The organism is Streptomyces sp. NPDC093510 (assembly GCF_040683555.1).
Classification (GTDB): Bacteria; Actinomycetota; Actinomycetes; order Streptomycetales; family Streptomycetaceae; genus Streptomyces.
In genome coordinates this window covers 1-1,416 of record NZ_JBFBEE010000067.1, presented here as the reverse complement: position 1 = coordinate 1,416, position 1,416 = coordinate 1, and the positions used below count along the sequence as shown (strand labels likewise).

The following is a 1,416-nucleotide window of genomic DNA, read 5'->3' as shown; positions in this document are numbered from 1 at the left end:
CCAGGGTCTTTGCGTGAAGTGATTTTGTCCGGTTTCATCCGGTGAGGCCGAGGAGGGTTAGGGGCCGACGGTAGTCGCGGGCCGCTCGCCTGAGGGCGGCTGCGATGTTCTTCTGGCCGTCCTGCCGGTGGAGGCCGATGGCCAGGTTGCGGAGACTGGCCATCGTGCGGGGCAGTTGAGCGGTACGGATCTTGGAGTCGTCCTCGCGGAAGGTCCGGTCACGGACGTGGTGGAGGAGGTTCTCGATACCCCAGTGCCCTCTGATCCAGGAAGCGAGCTGGGCGCCGGTGGCCGCGCCGGGCGGCAGGCTGGTGATCAGGTAGGTGCGCTCGATGGTCAGCTTGCCCGAGCCGAGGTCTCGTCTCCAGCGCACGACTTGGAGGGCCTGGCGGGCGTCGGGGTAGTCGAGGTGGGCGAACGCGGCGGTCTTCAGCCGGCGGATCTCGTCGCGGTGGTGGGCCCGGGTGCGCTCGTAGTGGTCGAGTGTGATCTCACGCCAGGGCAGGGTGCGGACACGGTCGAACAGGCCGGGGTGGTTCTTCTTCACGACGGCGATGTAGTGGGCTCCTCGCGAGCGCAGGTAGGTGCCGTGGCCGTGCTGGGTGTGCAGGGCGTCCGCCGTGATCACGGCATGGGTGAGGTCGGCGCCGTTCTACAGCGGTGCGAAGGAGGGGATTTCATTGCTCCTGTCGGCGATCTGGCGCTGGGCGAGGACCTCTCCGCTGTGCGTCATCGCGGCCAGCAGTGAGACCGCCGCTGTGGTCGGGGTGCTTGAGCCGCGGACGGTCTTGCCGTCCACTGCGATCGGCCGCAGCGTGTCCGGCTGCCGGGTGCGAGCTGTCCGTGCGGACAAGAAGGCGCCGATCGCGGCGTCCAGTGCGTCGCCGTCCAGCCGGGCGAGCAGTCGGCGCACTGTCGCCGGGTGCGGTACCACCATCTGCCCGGTCAGGGGATCCGGAGCGAAGCCGAGGGTGCCCACGGCCCAGCGTGGTGCGTCTGTGATCCACTCACCGATCGCGGCCAGGGAGCGTGCGCCGGCCAGCACGGCAGCCGCTGCCGCCGTCAGCAGCGCGGACAGCGGATACAGGCGGCCCCTGCGGTCCCGCGGGTCGGGTACCGCGTCCAGGAAAGGACGCAGACCGGCTGCGTCGGTGAGAGGTGTGGAAGAAGGAGCGTGGGCCAGGTACTCCAGCGCGCGACGGGCATGGGAGATGATGCAGAGGCAGGCACGGTCTCGTTCGGTTCTCATGGGTCTCGACAACCACATGATCACCGGCGCCGTGCCTGCACTGCTTCCTGGCTCCAGAACATGACACGACGTCACGGGCGGGCCGCGTGAACCGGACGGATCCGCGTCATGCAATGCCCCTGGGCGGGCTGCACGACCGTTCTCGACGGATCGAAACGGGCGTGGTG

General features: G+C 68.9%; 2 protein-coding genes. Both read right to left on the bottom strand.

The genetic code is table 11. The features are described from left to right. Nucleotides 1-34: 34 nt before the first annotated feature. Nucleotides 35-628 (bottom strand): ISAs1 family transposase, encoded by a 594-nt coding sequence (locus tag AB0N81_RS41970; RefSeq protein WP_365368208.1) that lies wholly within the window; start codon nt 626-628, stop codon nt 35-37. A gap of 24 nt (nt 629-652) precedes the next feature. Continuing rightward, nucleotides 653-1,249, bottom strand: coding sequence for a transposase family protein (locus AB0N81_RS41965; protein ID WP_365368206.1), 597 nt, complete (start codon nt 1,247-1,249; stop codon nt 653-655). Nucleotides 1,250-1,416: the final 167 nt, after the last annotated feature.

Coding starts and splice junctions, on each gene's coding strand:
- AB0N81_RS41965 (WP_365368206.1), bottom strand. CDS start 1,249: ATGAGAACCGAACGAGACCGTGCCTGCCTCTGCATCATCTCCCATGCC.